This is a genomic window from Hyunsoonleella sp. J2K-J805 (assembly GCF_057167125.1).
Genome location: NZ_CM169901.1, coordinates 2,282,391 through 2,303,125, shown reverse-complemented (window position 1 = coordinate 2,303,125; position 20,735 = coordinate 2,282,391). Strand labels below are relative to the sequence as shown.

The following is a 20,735-nucleotide window of genomic DNA, read 5'->3' as shown; positions in this document are numbered from 1 at the left end:
TTTTATTCGGTTTTATTTTTATTCAAAATAGAACATTATCAATCTTTTTTATTAGGATATTTGTACTTTAAAGCTTAAGTAGTGCCAACCAACCATGTTTTTGTAATTAAACATTTGAGAACTAAATGGACTTAGTAAAGGAAATAAACCGACTTAAAAAAGAAAAAAATGCGGTGATTTTAGCCCATTATTACCAAGTAGGCGAAATTCAGGATATTGCGGACTATGTAGGTGATAGTTTAGGTTTGTCGCAAAAAGCTGCTGAAACGGATGCAGATATGATTGTGTTTGCAGGTGTGCATTTTATGGCCGAAACCGCTAAAATTTTAAGTCCGTCAAAAACCGTAGTGTTGCCAGATTTAAACGCAGGGTGTTCATTGGCAGATTCTTGCCCACCAGAAGCTTTTGAGAAATTTACCAAAGCCCATCCAGATCACGTAGTGATTACCTACGTAAACTGTTCTGCAGAAATTAAAGCATTAAGTGATATTGTTTGCACCTCGTCAAACGCACTTAAAATTGTAAACTCTATACCAAAGGAAACACCAATCATTTTTGCTCCAGATAAGAATTTGGGGCGATACATCATTAATGAAACAGGAAGAGATATGTTACTATGGGACGGCAGTTGCATTGTGCATGAAGCGTTTTCTATGGAAAAATTAATTCAGTTGCACAAAAAATATCCTGATTATAAAATTATAGCACATCCAGAATCTGAAACCCATATTTTAGATACAGCCACCTATATAGGTTCTACTTCTGGAATGATTAACTATGTGAAGGAGCATCAAGATCAAAAATTTATCGTGGCTACCGAAGCTGGAATACTTCATAAAATGCAACAGGAAATGCCCAATACTGAATTAGTTCCTGCACCTGCAGAAGAGGATAATACCTGTGCATGTAGCGAGTGTCACTTCATGAAAATGAATACAATGCAAAAACTTTATGATTGTATGCTTAATGAATCACCTCAAATCGAAGTAGATCCAGCAATCATTGAACGCGCACTGTTACCTATTGAACGTATGCTTGAGCTTTCAAAATAAATTATGATAATTACTAATTATTTGGTTATTGGTTCTGGAATAGCTGGCTTAACGTTTGCCGTTAAAATTGCTGAAGAATTTCCAGATAGAAAAGTAGTAATTGTTACCAAGGATAGCGAAGACGAATCTAATACCAAATATGCCCAAGGAGGCGTGGCTATTGTTTTAGATAAAGACCAAGATTCTTTTAAAAAACATATTAAAGATACCCTAATCGCCGGAGATGGATTATGCAATGAAGCTGTAGTAAAAATGGTAGTGGAAGAAGGGCCAAAACGACTGGAAGAGCTATTATTATGGGGTACAAATTTTGATACTGACCCCGATGGGGCTTTTAGTTTAGGGAAGGAAGGCGGACATTCAGAATACAGGATTATTCACCATAAGGACATCACAGGTTACGAAATTGAACGTGCCTTGTTAACACGTGTGCGCCAATTGCCAAACATAGAATTATTACCTTATCACTTCGCTATTGATTTAATTACAGATCATCATATAAAAGACTCTGGAGTAAAACCGAAAACGTGTTATGGAGCTTATGTGCTCAACCAAAAAACAGGATATATCTTCACGGTAAAGGCAAATAGTACCCTGCTGGCTACAGGTGGTATAGGTAAAGTTTACGGGCACACAACCAACCCAATAATTGCTACTGGAGACGGTATTGCAATGACGTATCGTGCAAAAGCGAGGATTAAGGACATGGAATTTGTACAGTTTCATCCTACCGCTTTATATGATGTAGAAGGTGGCTCTTCTTTCTTAATTTCGGAAGCCGTTAGGGGGTTTGGTGCCTATTTAAGAAATAAAAAAGGCTACAGGTTTATGCCTGATTATGATGATAGGGCGGAATTGGCTTCAAGAGATATTGTGTCTCAAAGTATTGATAATGAACTTAAGAAGTCTGGAGACGCTCATGTATTTTTAGATTGTACACATTTAGATATAAATAAGTTTAAAGCGCATTTCCCAAATATTTATGAAAAATGTTTAGAAAACCATATTAATATTGAAACGGATTGGATTCCTGTTGTACCTGCGGCTCATTATTTGTGTGGCGGGATACAGGTGAATAAAAAAGGAAAAACAACACTAGAAAACTTATTTGCCTGTGGTGAATGTACTCGTACTGGACTTCATGGTGCCAACAGGCTAGCATCAAACTCCCTATTAGAAGCTTTGGTATATGCGCATAATATTTATAAGCACCATTCAAAACATAAAATGGAAGCTGTAAATGTAGATATTCCACTATGGAATGAAGAAGGGACGGTAATCACAAAAGAGCATGTCTTAATTCAGCATAACTTAAAGGAACTGCAAGCATTAATGCGGGACTATGTAGGTATTGTTCGAAATAATACACGTTTAAAACGAGCAGTAAAACGTTTGGATGTAATTTATACAGAAGTTGAGGATTTATATCGCCAATCTAAAGTAACCACTTCGCTATGCGAATTGAGAAACATGATAAATGTCGCCCACTTAATTATTAATCAATCTTTAGAACGAAAAGAAAATAAGGGTGGTTATTTTAATAGCGATAATATAAAAGTGATTGTAGGTTAGTTATTTGATATAAAAAAGAAAAGGCGCTTCCCTCAAAGCGCCTTCTTTCCTTTTCGGAACAAAAAAAGGGTCTATTTACTAAGCATCAACAATTCATTACAAATTATCTCAGTAATATAACGTTGGTTACCATTTTTATCTTCATAACTTCTGTTGGTCAATTTGCCCTCTACGGCAATTTCCTTTCCTTTAGAAATATAGTTCTCAACTACATTTACTAATCCGCCTTTTACAACTACATTGTGCCAATAAGCACGTTCTACTTTGTTGCCACTTTTGTCTTTGTAGCTGTCGTCTGTGGCAATCGAAAATTTTGCAATTTTATTGCCATTGCTGAAGTTAATAATTTCAGGATCTTGTCCTAATCTACCAATCAACTGTACTTTGTTTCTAAGTGCGTTCATAATTTTAAATTTTAATGTCTGCCTTTGTCGGCAGACGGGTTTAACAGTTAATACTATCGAGCCTGCCTGTCGGTAGGCAGGTTCTTATGTTTCGACACTGCAAATATGTAACAGCATTGAAAAGTTATTCGGTGATTACGCATTTAAATTCGTTTGTAAATATTTGTAGTCGTTTGTAAACGGATAATATTTGTTGTATATTTGGCAAGAATTTTAGTAAATATGGGGTTTCAGGACATCATTAATCAATTAGAAAGCAATCAAGAGGTTTTTGACAATCTTTTAAAAAATAAAACCGATTACCAGTATAATTGGCGTCCAAAACCTGAAAAGTGGAATCTTTTAGAGATAGTTTGCCATCTTTTAGACGAAGAAATTTTGGATTTTAGGGCACGTGTAAAACATGCTTTGGAATATCCTGAAAAGAATTTGGTGGCGATTGACCCCGAAGGTTGGGTAAAAACCCATAATTATCAAAGTAAGGATTACCACCAAACACTTAAATTGTTTTTAAAAGAACGTACAAACTCCGTTGCATGGTTAAACCAACTTAAGGATGTTGATTGGGATAGTTCATTGAGTCATCCGCACCTTGGGAATTTATCAGCAGAACTGTTTTTAAGAAACTGGTTGGCTCATGATTATTTGCATATCAGACAAATACTAAGATACAACCATAGCCTTTTAAAGTTGTCTTCAAAAATTGAATTAAATTATGCTGGTGATTGGTAAAATAAGTAAAAAATGAAATTTCATATTGAGACAGAACGTTTAATTTTAAGAGAACTCCGATTGACAGATTTAGAAGGTATGTTTGAATTAGACTCCAATCCAGAAGTTCACAAATATTTGGGTAACAAACCCGTTAAAACTAGAGCTGAATCCCAGAAAATTATAGAAAGTGTTTTAAATCAGTATAAAGATCGTGGCATTGGGCGTTGGGCGGCTATTGAAAAATCGTCTGGAGCTTTTATTGGCTGGTCTGGAATTAGACTTAACCAAGAATATAATATGAATGGTTTTACTAAATATTACGATGTAGGGTATAGACTAATTCCAAAGTATTGGGGAAAAGGCTATGCTACCGAATCTGGAAAAGCAGCAGTTGATTATGCATTTGATGAAATGGGGCTTTCTAGAATTTATGCCACCACGGAAATAGGAAATCAAGTGTCGCATAATGCACTTTTAAAAATTGGGTTGACGTATTTGAATGACTTCTATTTTGAACCTGAGCAACTACAATTGCGCTGGTATAAAATGGAAAAACCTGAATAAGGTAGTTTTAAATTAAAAAAGAATTGACAGAAATGGAAAAGCAATGTTTGGAATGTGGCGATAAAATTGTTGGTAGAATCGATAAGAAATTCTGTAGCGACGGTTGCAGAAATGCCTATAACAATCGTATAAACAAAGACAGCAAAAACCTTATTAGAAATACTAATAATCGTTTACGAAAAAACCACAGGATTTTAGAAAGACTCAATCCTGATGGTAAAGTTACGCGCTCTAAAGCAACACTTGTTGAAATGGGATTTGATTTTAACTATTTCACGAGTATTTATACAACAAAAGCGGGTAAAGTATACTATTTTGTTTACGATCAAGGCTACTTGCCCATTGAAGGCGATTATTATGCGCTGGTGAAACGAAAAAAGTAATACGTGTAACGGATTCAAAAATTAAGATACTTATATAACAAACAGCTTACCCATTTATATGTCTGAACAAATTATAGCACTCATAGTTATAGTAGTTATAATCATCGCGATTGGAATTCTCGTATATTACTTTAATAAAAAACAAAAAATACTCAGAACCCTTTCAAAATTAAAGCGCAAGGATATCCTTCAATTTAGAACAAACGAACCTAGTAAAGTTGCAGGTAAAGTGTTGCATGTACATGAGCCATTTGTTGCGCCATTTAGTAAACGAAAATGTGTGGCTTACGAGTTTAAGATTCAGCAGCGAAAAAAGCGAGGAAAAAACTCCTATTGGAAAACACTAGTAGATGACAAAAACATACAAGACTTTTTTATTGAGCAAAAAGGAGAAGTAGCCATGATAAAACCGCAAACAAATCCATTAAATTTTGAAATGTATTTAGTGGAGGATGAACATGTGTCCTCAGGTTTTTTTAATGCACCAACAGCAGAATTTCAAAATTTATTACAAGTCTATAATATTAATAGTAGAAATATTTTAGGATTTAATAAACGACTACGTTACACAGAGCGCATACTGGAAGTTGGCGAAACGGCAACCGTGGGGGGTATAGCGAAATGGAAGGCAGTAGACATGACTATTGATGGCTACAGCTATTCAAAAATTGCAACTTTAGAGAGTTCAAAAGAACAAAAGTTAATAATTACCGATTTGCCCGAAGCAAGACTTCAAAAAAGAGAACGTTTATAAACCTACTTCCAAGTTTGTCCCTTTAGTTTCATAGCAGCTTTTAGAACATCTTTTTGACTTATTTGCCCTACCAACTTGCCGTTTTCAACTATTGGGAAACGACGACGCTTTGCTTCTAAAAATTTCTTTGCGGCGTCAAATATATTCATATTACCGTCTATAGTTTCAACATTGCCCACCATGTGTTTTTCTATGGTTTGGTCTTGCATTGGCATATTGTAGTAACGACTCTCGCTTATTTGCTTGATGCAGTCTCCTTCTGAAATAATACCGATTAACTCCTGTTTCTCGTTAACCACGGGGCCTCCGGAAATTCTATTTTTAATTAAAGCTTGCATTACGCTTTCAATAGACTGATCTGGAGTAAAGGTTATCAAATTTCTCGTCATATAGTCACTCACTTTTAGTGGTGTGTTGTCCGCTGCTGCTGATTGTTGTCTTCTCGACCCTTGAAAACTTTTAATGCCCATAATATTCAAATTTTGTTAAACTTAAATATAGATAAAAAAAATTAGTTTTCCTAGAAACTATAATTCTCTCTTTATCTAGAAATAATAATTGTGTATTTTTAAAACTACTTAAACCAAGGTTATGATAAGAAAAGCGATTGCAATTATTTTGATATTGCTTGCTGTTTACTGGAGTTTTTCGGCCATTATCCCAAGTGAAATTTCTAGTATGGATGCGCCAAATGCTCAGTTTTCAACCCAACGTGCGCTTGTGCATCTTAAAGAAATTTCAGAAAAACCACATTTCCTAGGTAGCGAAGCACATCAAGAGGTGCAAAATTATATTGTTCAGGCTCTGCAGGATTTAGATGTTGAAACCCAATTACAAACGGGTTACGCCATTGGGAAATGGGGAAATTTTTCAAAACCAACAAATATTTTAGGTCGGATTAAAGGTAATGGTGAGGGCAAGGCTTTGTTGCTTTTGACGCATTATGATAGTCATCCACATTCTTCCTATGGCGCTAGTGATGCGGGTTCTGGAGTAGTGACTATTCTAGAAGGGTTGCGTGCTTTTTTAAGCACAAATAAAACACCAAAAAATGACATTATTGTTTTAATTACAGATGGTGAAGAGCTGGGGCTTAATGGCGCAGATATTTTTGTGAATAAACATCCATGGGCTAAAGATGTAGGGCTAGCGGTAAATTTTGAAGCAAGAGGAAGCGGCGGACCAAGCGTTATGCTAGTTGAAACCAATAAAGGAAATGCTAATTTAATTAATGGCTTTGTAAATGCAAATCCCGAATTTCCTCTAGGAAACTCGTTGTTTTACAGTATTTATAAACTACTACCCAATGATACCGATTTAACTAGATTTAGGGAAGATGCTGATATAGATGGTTTCAACTTTGCATTTATAGACGATCATTTTGATTACCATACAGCATTGGATACGTATGATAGGTTGGATAGAAACACGTTAGAACATCAAGGTACTTATCTTATGGCTATGCTAAATTATTTTAGCGGGGTAAATTTAGATGAACTAAAAAGCATTGATGATCTTGTATATTTTAATGTGCCGTTTTTAAAAATGATAACTTATCCATTCTCATGGATTTTACCACTTTTTATTTTAGCCGTTTTAGTTTTTGCACTATTGGTCTTTTACGGGCTTAATAAACGTAAAATTGAGTTGAAACCTATTGGTAAAGGGTTTGCTGCATTTTTTAGTGCATTAATAGCTTGTGTGGTTTTAGGTATTTTTGGATGGAAACTATTGCTGCTGCTTTATCCGGAATACGGTGAGATGTTACATGGGTTTACCTATAATGGTCATGGCTATATTGCTGCTTTTGTTTGCATAACCTTAGCCTTATGCTTATTATTTTACAGCAAAGTGTATAAGCCGGAAAATGCTACAAGTTTAATGGTGGCACCTTTGTTTTTTTGGCTTATAATTTCAGGTATTATTGCTTTTGAATTAAAGGGCGCTAGTTTTTTTATTATTCCAGTATATTTTGGATTGTTAAGTTTCTTCATGCTGTTAAGAAGAAAAAAACCAAACATGGTGATGCTTACTTTGCTAGGTTTTCCTGCGTTGTTTATATTTTCGCCAATGGTACAAATGTTTCCCGTAGGCTTAGGACTAAAAATGATGGTGGCGTCAACAGTATTGACGGTTTTGATGTTTGGGCTCTTAGTTTCTGTTTTCGCGTTTTTCAGACATAAAAAACGTTGGGGTTATCTCTTTTTATTGTTTGGCTTGTATTATTTGGTAAGTGCACATTTTAAATCTGATTTTAATAGAGAAAGACCAAAACCCAATAGTTTAATGTATGTTTTGGATGCTGACAACAATTCCGCAAAATGGATGACTTACGATAAGATATTGGACGATTGGACGGCTCATTTTTTCAGCAAAACCTCTAAGGACACCTCTGGTATTGTGTTTAGCAGTAAGTATAATACCAAAATACAGTTTGCTAAGACCACCGAAGTTAAACCCATTCCACAACCAATTATTGAAATTGCTAATGATACTGTGGTTGGTGCGTTTAAAACTGTAGATATTTGTGTTACACCCCTGCGTGAATTACAACGCATGGAGTTTTTTGCAGATACTAGCTATGTGTTTTACAAAGTAAAAATAAATGGAATGGATGTAAAAGTAGATGAAGATGGTACTGTTTTTAACAAACGCAAAAGTAACAGACTCTTCAGGTACTATATTTCTAAAAATGAACCTTTAGAACTTCAAATTACAGTTCCTAAGGAGCAAAGCACGGAGTTTTTGCTTTACGAAGCCTCCTATGATTTAATGGAGCATGAAATGTTTGATATTCCAGACCGCTATCCAAGAATGATACCCAAACCTTTTGTGCTAAATGATGCGGTGGTGGTTAAGAAGAAGATTGTTGTGCCTTAGTAGTGCATAAGTTTAAAAGATGAAAAACCCCATTACTAATAATAAAAATCATTTAATATTCTGAATAAAAACAAACCTAGAAAATGAAAAAATCAATTCTAACGTTCACTTTCATTTTATCACTGGTAACATTTGGCAACGCTCAAAAAATTGAAACAGAAAAAGTCTTTGGAGGTTATAAATACACTCAAGATGGAAATCTTTTGTCGATGAGGGATTTGGTAAAAACCATGGCCTCCAATCAAGAGGCATTTGAGCTTATTAAAAAAGCACAGTCTAACAATACACTGGCTTCAATTATTGGTTTTGCAGGCGGGGGACTCATCGGCTGGCCTATTGGAACTGCCATGGGCGGGGGTGATGCAAATTGGGCTTTGGCAGGTATTGGCGCAGGACTTGTAGCTATTGCTATTCCCATTTCTTCCAGAGTGAATAAAAATACAAAATCAGCTGTTGAATTATATAACGCATCTTTAAACCCCAGAGCTTATAGCCAATTTAAACCTAGGTTTAAAATTGTTGGGAACAGAAGTGGAATTGGGCTGTGTATGAACTTTTAAAAACATACTTGCAACAATTAATAAACTTTTAAGAGATTAAGTCCCAATTTTTTATAGTTTTGGGCATCAAATTAAATTAAATGATAATGAAACGAATTATGTTGGTAGCGTTGTTTGCGATGACACTTCAAATGGGTGCGCAAAGTAACGCTGAATTGATTAAGCATTTTGAGGCTTACGGAAAGCAAATGCGTGCGCAAGGTGATGTGCAGGGGATAATAAATGCAATGACCCATTTAAATATTTTAGCGCCTTCTGAAGCTAGAAAAGACACACTGGCGTACATTTACATGAGTGAAGGGCAATACATGCAAGCTTTAAACACTATTGGAATTGACCCTAAAGTTGATGATTCTAATATTGCAGTTGAGGTAAAAGCTATGTCATTAAAGGCTATAAAGCAGCCAGAGCGTGCTTTGGTGCATTTTGATGAAATGTTTAAGAGGAACCCAAGTCCTGCCTTAGCTTATGAATTAGCAGAGCTTAATTTACAGGTTCAAAAATTGGATGAAGCATTGAAGCATATTAACTATGGTTTGGCTAATGCAAAACCAGATATGAAGCATGCATATTATGAAAAGCAAACGCCATATCAAGTAGAGCTTAAAAGTGCATTTATGTATCTAAAAGCCTTACAGTTATTTCAGCAAGACAGAGAAAACAACATTGATGCAGCGGTTGATATTTTAGACGATACTTTAAAGGCATCGCCTAATTTTAATTTGATAAACCTTACCAAGAACGAAATGTTGAGGCAAAAGCAAATGATGCAAGCGCAAGCGGCTCAACCAAAACAGTAAGCCATTTTAAAAAAATACAATTAATTAAAGGATATCGAAAGATATCCTTTTTTTGTTTTTATGAATGAAATTGCATGAGCTTTAGTTAGGACGCACGATGCGCTGTCCGTCTTTCTCAATTTTTTTATTCAGTTGAAAATTTAAGTTGGAGTAGGATACCAATAAACTCTTGATGGCCTCTGCTAGCTCAGGTTTTGTTGTGGTGTGCATCGCTTGGGTGTCGTCCAGTTTGTACAGCATGTTTTCCACAATGGTTATTCTCGATAACACAGATTGTGTTTTAAGTGTATCTGGAATCGTTTCGCGAAGTTCTTTTACCAATTCAAAAACAGCCTTTTCATTGTCTTTGAAAAAAGAGAAGTTGGCTTTTTTAATATTTTGAATTGCGGTTTGAAGTTGCTCATAAGGCTGCCAAGGTTCAATTAAACTTTCAACTTTCGGATCTGGGCTAAACTCTATGTATTTTAATTTTGCAATATCGGCTTCTGTAATTACACTGCTGCTGTTGTCAGTTGCAATTTCTGCGTTTTGTTGAGGCTCATTGTTGCAAGCCGTTACAACAAAACAAAAACTCAAAATGGTTAATACCCTTAACGTCATATGCTGTTTAAAAAATTATGCTACCGTTGCAAAGATAGATTTATGTTTTGATTAATCGTATATTTGACGAACCCTAAAATCTAGTTAAAATGTTCGATAATTTTCTTTTCAATGTAAATTACGGTATCAAGCATGTACTTGATATTAACGGTTACGATCATGTTTTATTTTTGATGATACTTGCTATTCCTTATCTTTTTAAAGATTGGAAGCGTGTGCTATTATTGGTCTCTATGTTTACTTTAGGCCATACACTCTCTTTAGTATTGGCAGCCTACAATGTGGTAACTGTGGACGGTGCACTGGTGGAGTTTTTAATTCCTGTTACTATACTTATTGCTGCGCTTTATAATGTGTTTACGGCTGGAAAAGGCGCTCAAAAGGAACGGGTGGGTTTGCTCTTTATTACCACTCTATTTTTTGGATTGATACATGGTTTGGGATTTGCAAGAGAGTTCCAAATGCTTTTGGGAGAATCAGACAGTAAGTTGGCATTACTTTTAGAGTTTGCTTTGGGCATTGAGATAGCCCAGGTAATCATTGTATTTGTAGTATTGTTTGTTGGGTATTTGGTGCAGACCATTTTTAGATTTTCAAAACGTGATTGGATTATGGTTATTTCATCTATTGTCATTGGTTTGGTGATTCCGATGTTGATGGACAGTGATTTTTTGAGTAAGGCCTGAGCAAAATAACCAGTTTTGTAAAAACTTTAACGCCCGTAGATTAGTAATTAAAATATGAACATGCTATTTTCGTTATAGACCTTTGTTTTAGGGATTGTGCTTCGAGAACCTCAGCAACCAAATAGTAAAAAGATATAACGGAAAGCCCGACCTGAGAACGAAATTAGTTTTAATCATTCATAGGTTTCATCGAGGGGAACCTGCCTGCCGGCAGGCAGGCGCCTAAAATAAAAATTAATGCAGGAGGAAAAACAACTAAAATACGATAAGGCTTATTTGCGGATTGCGCAGGAATGGGGAAAGTTATCGTATTGTAAACGCAAACAAGTTGGTGCGATTATTGTGAAGGATAGAATGATAATTTCTGATGGTTACAACGGTACGCCAACGGGTTTTGAGAATTTTTGTGAAGATGATGAGGGCTACACCAAATGGTATGTGTTGCACGCCGAGGCAAACGCTATTTTAAAAGTGGCGGCCTCTACCCAATCGTGCAAAGGAGCTACTTTATATATCACACTTTCGCCATGTAAAGAGTGTAGTAAGCTGATTCATCAAGCAGGAATTGTTAGGGTGGTGTATAACAAGGCCTATAAAGATGATTCTGGGTTGAGTTTTTTAAAACGCGCTGGTATAGATTTACAGTTAATAGAAGATTTAGAAGTATAATGCATTTTCATAAAAAATATTTGCCTTTGATACTGGGAGTTGCCATAGCTATTGGCATTTTTGTTGGAGGAAAGCTAAACTTTAGTGATGCGCCAGACCGTTTGTTTACGGCTAATAGCAAAAAAGACAAACTGAATAGGCTTATAGATTATATAGAATATGATTATGTGGATGATATTAATACCGATAGCATTGTAGATGTAACGGTAAACGGTATTTTGGAAAACCTAGATCCGCATTCGGTTTATATTCCTAGGGATGATATGGAGCGCGTTGCTGAAGAAATGCGCGGTAATTTTGTGGGTATAGGCGTTAGTTTCTACACCTATAAGGATACAATAGCAGTGATACGTCCTATTGAAAACGGGCCAAGTGCAAAAGCCGGTATAAAAAGCGGTGACCGCATTGTGATGGCTGATGCTGATACCTTAATAGGCGATGCTTTAAAGGATGGAGAATTGGTAAAAAAATTGAAAGGCCCTCTGAATTCTAAAGTAGAGTTGAAAGTGTATAGAAGAGGTGAGCCAGAACTATTGACGTTTAAAGTAAAACGTAGCAAAATACCAATTAAAAGCGTAGATGCGTCTTATATGCTAACCGATAGTTTGGGATACATCAAGATAAACAAATTTGCAGAATCTACGTATAAGGAGTTTAAAGACGGATTGGATAAACTGATAGCACAAGGAGCCAACAAAGTAGCATTAGACTTAAGAGACAATCCTGGAGGACGATTGGATATTACCGAACTGATTTTGGATGAATTTTTAGAGGATGATAAACTCATTTTATTTACCAAAAACAAGCGTGGTGATATTGAAAAAAGCTACGCTACCAGCAAGGGAGAATTTGAAACAGGCCAAGTGTTTGTTTTGATAGACGAAAACTCTGCTTCGGCAAGCGAAATTGTTGCAGGTGCTTTGCAGGACAATGATAAAGGTACTATTGTGGGGCGTCGCTCCTATGGAAAAGGTTTGGTACAGCGTGAAATGGATTTAGGTGATGGCAGTGCGGTACGTTTAACGGTGTCGAGGTATTATACACCTACGGGTCGCTCTATTCAACGTCCGTATGATAAAGGCAACCGTGAATACTATGAGGATTACTACAAGCGTATTGAAAACGGAGAGCTCTCTGATGACACTAAGATTGAAGTTGCCGATTCTTTAAAATTCACTACTCCAAAAGGCAAAGTGGTTTATGGTGGTGGCGGTATTATTCCTGATGTGTTTGTGCCTGTAGATAAATCTATGAACAACGAAACATTAACCTATCTAAAACGTAGAGGCGTCTTTGGATATTACACTTTTGAAACTTTAGAAAAAGACCGAAAAGCCTTTGATGGTTATACGCGTGAAGATTTTATAAACAATTTTAAGGTTACCGATGATATGCTTGTTGAGTTTCAGGATTATCTTAATGTAAGAACGGGTTCTAATATTACATTTGTGGCGTATCATGAAGAGGTAAAGCTATACCTAAAGGCCACCATTGCCGACCAACTTTTTGGTGATGGTGCTTTTGAGGAAGTTATCAATCAACGCGATATTATGATTGAAGAGGTGATACGGTTGAGTAAGGGGGAATAATTTTTAGTTTACAGTCTCAGTCTCAATAAAACATCATTCTGAAATCTTATCATGTACCTTAGTGTGCTTTCCGTCATTCCAAAGTGTTAAAATATCAGTAGCCACATGTGCTCCGCTTCCAGATGCTATAGAAAACTGACTGCGCCATCCTGCTAAAGTGCCAGCGACATAAAGATTTTCTTCAATTAAATGATCTATATTTTTTAGCCAAATTCGGTCTTTTTCAATTTGAGCCCTTGGGTGTGGTTCAATATATTTTTCTAAACCTTTAATGCGCATCAAGTTTGTATAGCCTACAGCGATGACCACAATTTTAGATTCATAAGTGTTTTTGTTGGTGCGTACTTCAAAAGTATTATCTACTTTAGAAACTTCAAGAACCTTTTCTTTTTCAATCTGATTAACATGCGGGTATAATTCAGCAAGTTGTTGCTTGCCACTTTCTAAAATGGATGCACCAGTAGTTCCGGGTACTAATCCCAATACATTATTAAACAACGCGGTTTGCAAATGTGAAGATTTTTGGTGTGTGATGATGCCAACGGTTTTATCTTTCGCAAACGCTTTGTTTTTTGCAGAACCCAGTACCAAAGTACAAGACATACCTGCTGCACCACCGCCTATGATTAAAACATCATACATATTAAAAAAATTATTCATTGAGTCAAAGCCTCGGTATGTTCATTAAGGTTGTCATTCCCGCGAAGACGAGAATCTAAAATAAAGAATTTAACTTTTAAATAAAATAGAAATTCTTTATTTACGGTGTTTTACTTTTTCTTCAATACGTTTCGATGTTAATAAAATCAACATCAAAACAATGGCACACAATGATGCCAAAATCGTAATCAACCCGACGATACTTTCGCCTTCAAAAAGTGCATCAAAGTTTAGTTTTGTAGAATTATAAACACCTAACGCAACGGCTAAAACTATAATGGTGTATGCAAAATATTTCACTAGTAACGGTTTTAATTACACAAATAATGCTTTTATGTTTTGGGCAAATAGTTTCACAGCAATGGCAAGTAATATAACGCCAAACACCTTTCTAACGATATTAATGCCATTTGCGCCTAAAAAGCGTTCAATTTTAGATGATGTTTTTAGCACGATAAAGATAAAAATGACATTTAGAATTATAGCAATGATAATATTCTTTACTTCAAATTCAGCACGCAACGATAACAAGGTGGTTAAACTTCCAGGTCCAGCCATTAATGGGAACGCTAACGGGAAAATAGACGCTGTCATAGGGTTGGTCTCTTCTTGTTTATATAGTGTAATGCCCAAAATCATTTCTAAGGCAATAAAAAACAAAATAAAGGCACCTGCCACGGCAAATGAATTCACATCAATGCCAATTAAATTCAAAATACTTTTTCCAAGAAACAAGAAAAGTATCATGATGCAACCCGCAATTAAAGATGCTTTTCCACTTTGGATATGGCCTACTTTTTTACGCAAATCAATTACTATCGGTATGTTGCCAATAATATCAATTACAGCAAATAGCACCATAAAGGCTGTAAAAATTTCTTTAAAATTAAGTTGCATTACTTCAAATAGTTATATTTTTTGCAAAGGTCTGTATTTATTATCAAATCGCAATGTTTATTACATTGTAAAGTTTAGTTATTTTTGCATTTCAATTTTAGAGCCGCATGTTCCAGCTTGGTAAAACTATCGTTTCAGAAGACATTATCACGAAAGACTTTTTGTGCAACTTAAATGCATGTAAGGGTGCTTGCTGTGTTGATGGGGATGCTGGTGCGCCTTTAGAAGAAGATGAGGTGGCGATTCTGGATGATATCTATCCTAAAGTAAAGCCTTTTTTAAGGCCAGAAGGAATAAAGGCTATTGAACAGCAAGGTACATCTATAACTACCGACGATGGTGAACTGGAAACCCCATTGATAAATAGCGCTGATTGTGCCTATGTAATTTTTGATGAAAATAAGGTAGCACTCTGCGGGATAGAAGAAGCATACAATCAAGGTGAGATTTCGTGGAAGAAACCAATTTCTTGTCATTTATACCCTATTCGTGTTAGAGATTACACGGAATTTTCGGGAGTGAACTATCACAAATGGCAAATTTGTGATGATGCCTGTGCGCTTGGAAAAGAACTTCAGGTACCTATTTATAAGTTCGTAAAAGAGGCACTCATAAGAAAATTTGGTGAGGATTGGTACGCCGAATTGGAAAAAGTTGCTGAGACTTTTTAACACCCCAAAATTCACTTGTTAAAACACCTTAAAAAGCCTTAAAAACAGGGCGTTCATCTGTTTTAAACTTTTATTTTTTTTGTAAACTTTTTGATTTTATAAAATTTATAAAATATTGATTTTCAATTAATTAATTAATTTTTTTTGTAAACTTCTTGATTCTTAGGTAGTTGTTTGTTTGTTAAAAACTTGTTGAAAAGGTTTTTTAATCGGTGTAAAAACATATGAATCATTTTGCAATCTTTGTTGCACTCAATTCTGAGCAAAAACACAACTTTAGCTTGTTAATAAACTTGTTAAAAATGTATTTAGAGGTTCTCAAAAGTGCATTTAACAATTTATAATCTTTGTTGAAGCCATTTTTACCAAAAAGTGTTTTTCAATAAAGTTTTAGAAAAATAAGTCTGGTTTTCAGGTCTATTTTTACGGGAATATCCTGCAGGATTTTGTATGTCAATATTTAACCTATTACCAAAGTATGGAAATAACACATATCATTAAACGCGATTACGAAACAACGCCTTTCGAATTAGAAAAAATTACAAGTGCAATAGAGAAAGCAATGCTTTCTGTAAATCATGGTACAAGACAAGATGCCAAGGACATTTCCGATAGGGTTTTTGAAGCACTACTGGCCAGAAAAGCTGTCGATTCAAGATACGTGCCTAATGTTGAACAGGTACAGGATATTGTAGAGGACAAATTAATGGATAGTGCGTTTCACGATGCTGCTAAAGCTTACATTCTGTATAGAGATGAACAAGCCAGAAAAAGGCAAACTAACATTTTTGAAAAACGTATTAACCTTAAACCTTATGAGTATCCAGATTTATACGAATATGTAAATGCGATTAGACATTCGTATTGGATACACACAGAGTTTAATTTCACTAGTGATATTCAGGATTTTAAGGCGCAACTTAGTCCGGTAGAAAAATCAGCTATTAAAAATACCATGCTAGCTATTTCTCAGATTGAAGTAGCGGTTAAATCGTTCTGGGGTGATATTTATCAAAAAATGCCAAAACCAGAAATAGGTTCTGTAGGTTCAACATTTGCAGAAAGTGAAGTGCGCCATCACGATGCGTACTCGCACCTATTAGAGATTTTAGGTTTAAATGCAGAGTTTAAGGCTCTTAAGAAAAAGCCTGTGATTATGAGACGTGTGCATTACCTAGAAACAGCCCTCAAGAATTCTAAGAGTGATAATATTCAAGAATATGCAGAGTCTATATTATTATTTTCACTTTTCATAGAACATGTTTCGTTATTTTCTCAGTTCTTAATCATTATGGCCTTCAACAAGCATAAAAATATGCTCAAAGGAATCTCTAATGTTGTAGAGGCAACTTCTAAGGAAGAACAAATACATGGAGACTTTGGTATAGATGTGATTAAAATCATTAAGAAAGAAAACCCAGAGTGGTTTGGAGGTGATTACAATGCGAAAATTCAAACAATATGCAAAGAGGCTTATAAGGCTGAAAGTGATATCATAGATTGGATTTTTGAAGCAGGGGAATTAGATTTCTTATCAAAAGATGTTGTAAACGAGTTTATTAAAAAGCGCTTCAATGACTCATTAGAAAGCATCGGCATAGATAAAGTATTTGAAGTAAAAGACGAACTAATAGCGCAAACCGAGTGGTTTGACGATGAGATAATAGGAACCAAACACGGGGACTTCTTTGTAAAACGATCCATTAACTACAGTAAAAGAACAAAAAGTATAACTAGTGACGACCTTTTTTAAACTATGAAAATTAAAGACCACCTACAAGACACCAAAACAGAGCAACATTCAAAGTACGATGAACTTCTTAATGCTAGAAAAGAGCAAATTAAGAATGCAAATCAAAGTCAAACCGAACCAAAGTTTGAATGGTTAACTGAAAATAGCCGAAAGTTTTTAGCATCGGGATATTTAACGGATGATGCTACGCCAGAAGAAAGAATACGTGAAATAGCCGAAAGAGCGGAGCAAATCCTTAAAATTGACGGTTACGCTGATAAGTTTTACAACTACATGTCTGAAGGCTTTTTCTCTTTGGCATCACCAGTGTGGTCTAACTTCGGGAAAAAGAGAGGTTTACCAATTAGCTGTTTTGGGTCTAATATTGCAGATGATATGGGTAATATATTATATACCCAATCTGAAGTAGGGATGATGTCTAAATTAGGTGGTGGAACTTCTGGATATTTTGGAAACTTAAGACATAGAGGTGCACCAGTAAAAAATAACGGTTCATCTTCTGGAGCGGTACACATCATGCAATTATTTGAAAAAATGGTGGATGTGGTAAGCCAGGGTTCTGTAAGAAGAGGTCGTTTTTCTCCATATTTACCAGTAGAGCATCCAGATATCAATGAGTTTTTAGAAATTGGTACAGAAGGAAATTCAATCCAAGAATTGACACACGGTGTATCAGTTACTGATAAATGGATGGAAGAAATGATTAATGGTGATGTTGAAAAGCGTTCTATTTGGGCAAAGGTCATTCAACGTCGTGGCGAAATAGGCTATCCATATATTTTCTTTAAGGATCATGCCAACAATCAAGCGGCAGATGTATATAAAGAAAACAATCACAAAATTGTGGCTAGTAATTTATGTACTGAAATTATGTTGCCTTCAAATGAAAATTGGTCATTTGTATGTGTATTGTCTTCCGTAAATTTATTGCACTATGACAAATGGAAAGATACCGATGCGGTAGAAACCATGGTATATTTCTTAGATGCTGTAATTACTGAGTTTACCGAAAAACTTGAAGAGTATCGTGACTCTGATGACTTAGATGACAGACAGACATTTATGTTTATGGAGCGTGCTTATAATTTCGCAAAGTCTAACAGAGCATTAGGTTTAGGGGCATTAGGATGGCATTCGTTATTACAGTCTAAAATGTTACCGTTTGATAGTCAAGAGGCCTTCAATTTAAATAGTGAAATATTTAAAACTATTGAAGAGAAATCTTATAAGGCATCAAAAGAATTGGCTGTTTTATTTGGCGAACCTGAAGTGTTGAAAGGTTATGGTAGACGTAATGCAACACTAAATGCTATTGCACCCACAACATCTTCAGCATTTATTTTAGGGCAAGTATCTCAAGGTATAGAGCCTATTTGGTCTAATATTTATGTAAAGGATATCGCTAAAATAAAAACGACTATAAAGAATCCTTATTTATTAAATCTTTTGGAAGAAAAAGGGTTAAACACACCTGAAATATGGCGCAGTATCCGAGATCATGATGGGTCTGTACAACACTTGGAAGAGGAATTAACAGAGCACGAACGCGATGTGTTTAAGACTTATTCTGAAATAGATCAGTTAACCATTGTATATCAGGCGGCTAACAGACAAAACCATATAGATCAAGGGCAATCTGTTAACATTATTGTGCATCCAGATATGCCTGTAAAAGACATCAACAAGATTTATGTTACAGCATGGAAACTAGGGTTAAAGTCGCTATACTATCAACATAGTATGAACGCTGCCCAAAAGTTCAAACAGAAAAAAGAATGTGCGAGCTGTGAAGGGTAAATAAATTTTATCTAAAGTTTTTTTATAAAAAGAACTCGAAATTTTATAAAAAGCATCCGAACTAGGATGCTTTTTATTTATACCTTTGTAAGATAAATTATATATTCATTATGTCTAATGGTTTTAAGATAACACCAGATTTATACACTTCAAAAGGAAACCGTTTTGCTCATTATATCGTCGATTTAATTATAGTCTTATTAATATTCTATGCGATTATTTTGGGTCCTATTTTTGTCTACTATATATTTGCAGAAGATACAACAGCGATGGATTCTTTTCTTTATGATTTAGAGAATACCAATCCGTTGCTAGATAGATTAATTACAGCGGTTGTTTTAGCCTTAATATATTTTGCAATCGAATTTTGGACTAAAGGAAAGAGTGTAGGAAAGTTTATTACAAAAACGAAAGTTGTTTTGGAAAACGGTTCAAGACCTTCATCTTCAGATTTTTTAAAAAGAAGTTTTTCTAGAATGATCCCTTTTGAACCATTCTCCTTTCTTGGAAGCGAAGGAAGAGGTTGGCATGATACTATTTCAAAAACCTACGTTGTAGATATTGATAAATTTGAAGCAAAAAAGAAATCTTATAACGAATTAGACGAAATAGGAGCCCACCTTAGGGAATAATTAAAACTAACAAAATAGAAAAAGCATCACGTAAGGGCGTGATGCTTTTTAATTTTTGATTAAAAAAGGATTAATTAATCTAATATGTTGTTTTCAGCAACAGTATTATCGTTTTCAGACATTAAAGCAAAGAATTTATCTATATTTGGAAGAATGATAATTCTTGTACGTCTGTTTTTTGCTCTGTTTTCTCGAGAATCATTAGCCGCAACAGGTTGGTAACTACTTCTACCGGCTGCAATTAATTTTTCAGGAGCAACGCTATATTTTTCTTGAAGTTTTCTTACTACAGAAGTGGCTCTCATCACACTTAAATCCCAATTATCAGCTAGAAACTCTGTGTTGATGGTTCTGGCATCGGTATGCCCTTCAACCATAACGTCTAAGCTAGGTTCAGAATTGATCACGTCAGCTAATTTCCTCAATACATTATCAGCTTTAGAACTCAATCTATAGCTTCCAGTATTAAATAGCATATTGTCGGCTATAGAAATCATCACAACAGTTTCATTGATATTTACAGCAAAATCGTCATCTTCATCCATGTTGCTTTCACTAATCGTTTTTTCAAGATTATAGGCAACTGCTAAATTCATAGAATCCTTAAGTGTTTTCGCATTAGCTAGCTTTTCCGCATCTACATTTTTAAGTGTTTCACGCATTTTTGCTTTAGTGTCATTAGAAATTATAGCAACATTTCCAACAGCATCAAGTTTTACATCGTTTTCTTGTTTTAGTGTTGCTATTTTAGAGTTGTACGCATCAACTCTAGTTTGAATTTTGTCAAACTTAGCTTCTAAATCTTCTTTGGCTACTCTCGTTTTTTGTAGTTCACTTTTAATTTCACCGTTTTCATGTTGTAGTGCTACATACTTCTTTTTAGACACACATGAGAGTGTAACGATTGCTATTAAAAGCGTGATTGAAATTTTTTTCATAATAATAACTTTAGGTTTGTTCTAATTACGATGAAAGTGTGAATTTGGACGTTGAAATACTTTTTTTTGTTAAAAAAAACCTGTAAGCTCAACTGCTCAAGATTTTAAGGAGTAATAAACTAAATGATAAAGTAATTTTAAACATATTGTGATGTGCAAC

At 35.1% G+C, this 20,735-nt stretch carries 23 protein-coding genes; 16 read left to right on the top strand and 7 right to left on the bottom strand.

Annotated features, from left to right (window positions below; translation table 11 throughout):
- The first annotated feature begins 125 nt into the window (after window positions 1–125).
- Window positions 126–1,052 (top strand): quinolinate synthase NadA, encoded by a 927-nt coding sequence (gene nadA, locus AC1B0Z_RS10260; RefSeq protein ID WP_483791894.1) that lies wholly within the window; start codon window positions 126–128, stop codon window positions 1,050–1,052.
- Between the two features lie 3 nt (window positions 1,053–1,055).
- Window positions 1,056–2,624, top strand: a complete 1,569-nt coding sequence (nadB, locus tag AC1B0Z_RS10255) for an L-aspartate oxidase (protein WP_483791893.1) — start codon at window positions 1,056–1,058, stop codon at window positions 2,622–2,624.
- 71 nt (window positions 2,625–2,695) lie between these two features.
- On the opposite strand, the gene AC1B0Z_RS10250 is transcribed toward nadB, so the two are convergent.
- Window positions 2,696–3,028: a single-stranded DNA-binding protein gene (locus AC1B0Z_RS10250; RefSeq protein ID WP_483791892.1), complete on the bottom strand. Its 333-nt coding sequence runs from the start codon at window positions 3,026–3,028 to the stop codon at window positions 2,696–2,698.
- 201 nt (window positions 3,029–3,229) lie between these two features.
- Between AC1B0Z_RS10250 and AC1B0Z_RS10245 the strand changes: the two genes are divergently transcribed.
- From AC1B0Z_RS10245 to AC1B0Z_RS10230, 4 genes are read left to right on the top strand one after another with little or no spacing between them, the layout of a single operon-like run.
- Window positions 3,230–3,760, top strand: coding sequence for a DinB family protein (locus tag AC1B0Z_RS10245; protein WP_483791891.1), 531 nt, complete (start codon window positions 3,230–3,232; stop codon window positions 3,758–3,760).
- A gap of 12 nt (window positions 3,761–3,772) precedes the next feature.
- Window positions 3,773–4,306 carry a GNAT family N-acetyltransferase gene (locus AC1B0Z_RS10240; RefSeq protein WP_483791890.1) on the top strand — a complete coding sequence of 178 codons (534 nt, stop codon included), beginning with the start codon at window positions 3,773–3,775 and terminating at the stop codon, window positions 4,304–4,306.
- A gap of 32 nt (window positions 4,307–4,338) precedes the next feature.
- Window positions 4,339–4,689, top strand: coding sequence for a hypothetical protein (locus AC1B0Z_RS10235; protein ID WP_130964940.1), 351 nt, complete (start codon window positions 4,339–4,341; stop codon window positions 4,687–4,689).
- A gap of 58 nt (window positions 4,690–4,747) precedes the next feature.
- Entirely contained in the window at window positions 4,748–5,443 is a 696-nt protein-coding gene (locus AC1B0Z_RS10230; protein ID WP_483791889.1) for a hypothetical protein, read from the top strand.
- Between the two features lie 2 nt (window positions 5,444–5,445).
- Here AC1B0Z_RS10230 and AC1B0Z_RS10225 read toward each other — a convergent pair whose 3' ends face one another.
- On the bottom strand, window positions 5,446–5,913 hold the full coding sequence (locus AC1B0Z_RS10225; protein WP_483791888.1) for a CBS domain-containing protein: 468 nt from the start codon (window positions 5,911–5,913) through the stop codon (window positions 5,446–5,448).
- Between the two features lie 121 nt (window positions 5,914–6,034).
- On the opposite strand from AC1B0Z_RS10225, the gene AC1B0Z_RS10220 reads away from it, so the two are divergent.
- The 3 genes from AC1B0Z_RS10220 (at window position 6,035) to AC1B0Z_RS10210 (ending at window position 9,683) form a co-directional block, all read left to right on the top strand.
- Entirely contained in the window at window positions 6,035–8,323 is a 2,289-nt protein-coding gene (locus AC1B0Z_RS10220; RefSeq protein WP_483791887.1) for a M28 family peptidase, read from the top strand.
- An 83-nt stretch (window positions 8,324–8,406) separates the two neighbouring features.
- The gene (locus tag AC1B0Z_RS10215) at window positions 8,407–8,883 is read left to right on the top strand and encodes a hypothetical protein (protein WP_483791886.1); all 477 of its coding nucleotides are present in this window, start codon (window positions 8,407–8,409) and stop codon (window positions 8,881–8,883) included.
- An 86-nt stretch (window positions 8,884–8,969) separates the two neighbouring features.
- Window positions 8,970–9,683: a hypothetical protein gene (locus tag AC1B0Z_RS10210; protein ID WP_483791885.1), complete on the top strand. Its 714-nt coding sequence runs from the start codon at window positions 8,970–8,972 to the stop codon at window positions 9,681–9,683.
- 81 nt (window positions 9,684–9,764) lie between these two features.
- On the opposite strand, the gene AC1B0Z_RS10205 is transcribed toward AC1B0Z_RS10210, so the two are convergent.
- A complete protein-coding gene (locus AC1B0Z_RS10205) occupies window positions 9,765–10,283 on the bottom strand; it encodes a hypothetical protein (protein ID WP_483791884.1) in 519 nt (172 codons plus the stop codon).
- Window positions 10,284–10,372: 89 nt separating this feature from the next.
- On the opposite strand from AC1B0Z_RS10205, the gene AC1B0Z_RS10200 reads away from it, so the two are divergent.
- The 3 genes from AC1B0Z_RS10200 (at window position 10,373) to AC1B0Z_RS10190 (ending at window position 13,227) form a co-directional block, all read left to right on the top strand.
- Complete coding sequence (locus AC1B0Z_RS10200) at window positions 10,373–10,969, top strand: HupE/UreJ family protein (RefSeq protein ID WP_483791883.1); 597 nt, start codon at window positions 10,373–10,375, stop codon at window positions 10,967–10,969.
- A gap of 237 nt (window positions 10,970–11,206) precedes the next feature.
- Window positions 11,207–11,638, top strand: a complete 432-nt coding sequence (locus AC1B0Z_RS10195; RefSeq protein WP_483791882.1) for a deoxycytidylate deaminase — start codon at window positions 11,207–11,209, stop codon at window positions 11,636–11,638.
- The gene (locus AC1B0Z_RS10190; protein ID WP_483791881.1) at window positions 11,638–13,227 is read left to right on the top strand and encodes a S41 family peptidase; all 1,590 of its coding nucleotides are present in this window, start codon (window positions 11,638–11,640) and stop codon (window positions 13,225–13,227) included. The genes AC1B0Z_RS10195 and AC1B0Z_RS10190 overlap by 1 nt, the downstream gene beginning before the upstream one ends.
- Before the next feature lie 33 nt (window positions 13,228–13,260).
- Here AC1B0Z_RS10190 and AC1B0Z_RS10185 read toward each other — a convergent pair whose 3' ends face one another.
- The 3 genes from AC1B0Z_RS10185 to AC1B0Z_RS10175 form a co-directional block, all read right to left on the bottom strand.
- The gene (locus AC1B0Z_RS10185; protein WP_483795288.1) at window positions 13,261–13,869 is read right to left on the bottom strand and encodes an NAD(P)-binding domain-containing protein; all 609 of its coding nucleotides are present in this window, start codon (window positions 13,867–13,869) and stop codon (window positions 13,261–13,263) included.
- 114 nt (window positions 13,870–13,983) lie between these two features.
- Window positions 13,984–14,187: a hypothetical protein gene (locus AC1B0Z_RS10180; RefSeq protein ID WP_483791880.1), complete on the bottom strand. Its 204-nt coding sequence runs from the start codon at window positions 14,185–14,187 to the stop codon at window positions 13,984–13,986.
- 15 nt (window positions 14,188–14,202) lie between these two features.
- A complete protein-coding gene (locus AC1B0Z_RS10175; RefSeq protein WP_483791879.1) occupies window positions 14,203–14,784 on the bottom strand; it encodes a MarC family protein in 582 nt (193 codons plus the stop codon).
- 107 nt (window positions 14,785–14,891) lie between these two features.
- On the opposite strand from AC1B0Z_RS10175, the gene AC1B0Z_RS10170 reads away from it, so the two are divergent.
- From AC1B0Z_RS10170 to AC1B0Z_RS10155, 4 genes are all read left to right on the top strand, one after another.
- A complete protein-coding gene (locus AC1B0Z_RS10170) occupies window positions 14,892–15,455 on the top strand; it encodes a DUF3109 family protein (RefSeq protein ID WP_483791878.1) in 564 nt (187 codons plus the stop codon).
- A 478-nt stretch (window positions 15,456–15,933) separates the two neighbouring features.
- Entirely contained in the window at window positions 15,934–17,208 is a 1,275-nt protein-coding gene (locus AC1B0Z_RS10165) for a ribonucleotide-diphosphate reductase subunit beta (protein WP_483791877.1), read from the top strand.
- A gap of 3 nt (window positions 17,209–17,211) precedes the next feature.
- Window positions 17,212–19,005 carry a ribonucleoside-diphosphate reductase subunit alpha gene (locus tag AC1B0Z_RS10160; protein WP_483791876.1) on the top strand — a complete coding sequence of 598 codons (1,794 nt, stop codon included), beginning with the start codon at window positions 17,212–17,214 and terminating at the stop codon, window positions 19,003–19,005.
- A gap of 110 nt (window positions 19,006–19,115) precedes the next feature.
- Window positions 19,116–19,637, top strand: a complete 522-nt coding sequence (locus AC1B0Z_RS10155; RefSeq protein ID WP_483791875.1) for an RDD family protein — start codon at window positions 19,116–19,118, stop codon at window positions 19,635–19,637.
- A 74-nt stretch (window positions 19,638–19,711) separates the two neighbouring features.
- Here AC1B0Z_RS10155 and AC1B0Z_RS10150 read toward each other — a convergent pair whose 3' ends face one another.
- Window positions 19,712–20,575 (bottom strand): OmpA/MotB family protein, encoded by an 864-nt coding sequence (locus AC1B0Z_RS10150; protein WP_483791874.1) that lies wholly within the window; start codon window positions 20,573–20,575, stop codon window positions 19,712–19,714.
- Window positions 20,576–20,735 lie beyond the last annotated feature (160 nt).

What these genes read in the sequence shown, in the direction of transcription:
- AC1B0Z_RS10160 (WP_483791876.1), top strand. Translation starts at nt 17,212, where the DNA reads ATGAAAATTAAAGACCACCTACAAGACACCAAAACAGAGCAACATTCA.
- AC1B0Z_RS10225 (WP_483791888.1), bottom strand. Translation starts at nt 5,913, where the DNA reads ATGGGCATTAAAAGTTTTCAAGGGTCGAGAAGACAACAATCAGCAGCA.
- AC1B0Z_RS10250 (WP_483791892.1), bottom strand. Translation starts at nt 3,028, where the DNA reads ATGAACGCACTTAGAAACAAAGTACAGTTGATTGGTAGATTAGGACAA.
- AC1B0Z_RS10150 (WP_483791874.1), bottom strand. Translation starts at nt 20,575, where the DNA reads ATGAAAAAAATTTCAATCACGCTTTTAATAGCAATCGTTACACTCTCA.
- AC1B0Z_RS10200 (WP_483791883.1), top strand. Translation starts at nt 10,373, where the DNA reads ATGTTCGATAATTTTCTTTTCAATGTAAATTACGGTATCAAGCATGTA.
- AC1B0Z_RS10240 (WP_483791890.1), top strand. Translation starts at nt 3,773, where the DNA reads ATGAAATTTCATATTGAGACAGAACGTTTAATTTTAAGAGAACTCCGA.
- AC1B0Z_RS10235 (WP_130964940.1), top strand. Translation starts at nt 4,339, where the DNA reads ATGGAAAAGCAATGTTTGGAATGTGGCGATAAAATTGTTGGTAGAATC.
- AC1B0Z_RS10190 (WP_483791881.1), top strand. Translation starts at nt 11,638, where the DNA reads ATGCATTTTCATAAAAAATATTTGCCTTTGATACTGGGAGTTGCCATA.
- nadA (WP_483791894.1), top strand. Translation starts at nt 126, where the DNA reads ATGGACTTAGTAAAGGAAATAAACCGACTTAAAAAAGAAAAAAATGCG.
- AC1B0Z_RS10195 (WP_483791882.1), top strand. Translation starts at nt 11,207, where the DNA reads ATGCAGGAGGAAAAACAACTAAAATACGATAAGGCTTATTTGCGGATT.
- AC1B0Z_RS10205 (WP_483791884.1), bottom strand. Translation starts at nt 10,283, where the DNA reads ATGACGTTAAGGGTATTAACCATTTTGAGTTTTTGTTTTGTTGTAACG.
- nadB (WP_483791893.1), top strand. Translation starts at nt 1,056, where the DNA reads ATGATAATTACTAATTATTTGGTTATTGGTTCTGGAATAGCTGGCTTA.
- AC1B0Z_RS10170 (WP_483791878.1), top strand. Translation starts at nt 14,892, where the DNA reads ATGTTCCAGCTTGGTAAAACTATCGTTTCAGAAGACATTATCACGAAA.
- AC1B0Z_RS10215 (WP_483791886.1), top strand. Translation starts at nt 8,407, where the DNA reads ATGAAAAAATCAATTCTAACGTTCACTTTCATTTTATCACTGGTAACA.
- AC1B0Z_RS10155 (WP_483791875.1), top strand. Translation starts at nt 19,116, where the DNA reads ATGTCTAATGGTTTTAAGATAACACCAGATTTATACACTTCAAAAGGA.
- AC1B0Z_RS10210 (WP_483791885.1), top strand. Translation starts at nt 8,970, where the DNA reads ATGAAACGAATTATGTTGGTAGCGTTGTTTGCGATGACACTTCAAATG.
- AC1B0Z_RS10220 (WP_483791887.1), top strand. Translation starts at nt 6,035, where the DNA reads ATGATAAGAAAAGCGATTGCAATTATTTTGATATTGCTTGCTGTTTAC.
- AC1B0Z_RS10185 (WP_483795288.1), bottom strand. Translation starts at nt 13,869, where the DNA reads ATGTATGATGTTTTAATCATAGGCGGTGGTGCAGCAGGTATGTCTTGT.
- AC1B0Z_RS10165 (WP_483791877.1), top strand. Translation starts at nt 15,934, where the DNA reads ATGGAAATAACACATATCATTAAACGCGATTACGAAACAACGCCTTTC.
- AC1B0Z_RS10230 (WP_483791889.1), top strand. Translation starts at nt 4,748, where the DNA reads ATGTCTGAACAAATTATAGCACTCATAGTTATAGTAGTTATAATCATC.
- AC1B0Z_RS10175 (WP_483791879.1), bottom strand. Translation starts at nt 14,784, where the DNA reads ATGCAACTTAATTTTAAAGAAATTTTTACAGCCTTTATGGTGCTATTT.